This is a genomic window from Citrobacter sp. TBCS-14 (genome assembly GCF_005280805.1).
GTDB lineage: Bacteria > Pseudomonadota > Gammaproteobacteria > Enterobacterales > Enterobacteriaceae > Citrobacter > Citrobacter gillenii.
In genome coordinates this window covers 358-557 of record NZ_SZWM01001163.1, presented here as the reverse complement: position 1 = coordinate 557, position 200 = coordinate 358, and the positions used below count along the sequence as shown (strand labels likewise).

The 200-nt window shown below is 53.5% G+C and carries 1 protein-coding gene; it reads left to right on the top strand.

Annotation, left to right across the window (positions count from 1 at the left end):
• Window positions 1-200: iron chelate uptake ABC transporter family permease subunit (locus FDX22_RS24570; RefSeq protein ID WP_146717923.1), on the top strand; the 200-nt coding region annotated here is incomplete at both ends.

The window sequence follows — 200 nt, the reverse complement described above, 5'->3', positions numbered from 1 at the left end:
GTTCGGATGATCCAACGTATTTTGTTGTTGTGCAGCGCATTACTCGTGGCCGCTGCTGTAGCGGTCAGCGGAGTCATTGGGTTCATCGGTTTGGTTGTTCCGCATTTAATGCGTATGTGGCTCGGATCAGACCATCGGGCCGTGATCCCCGGTTCCGTTCTGGCTGGCGCATTTTTACTACTGATTGCCGATACTCTCGC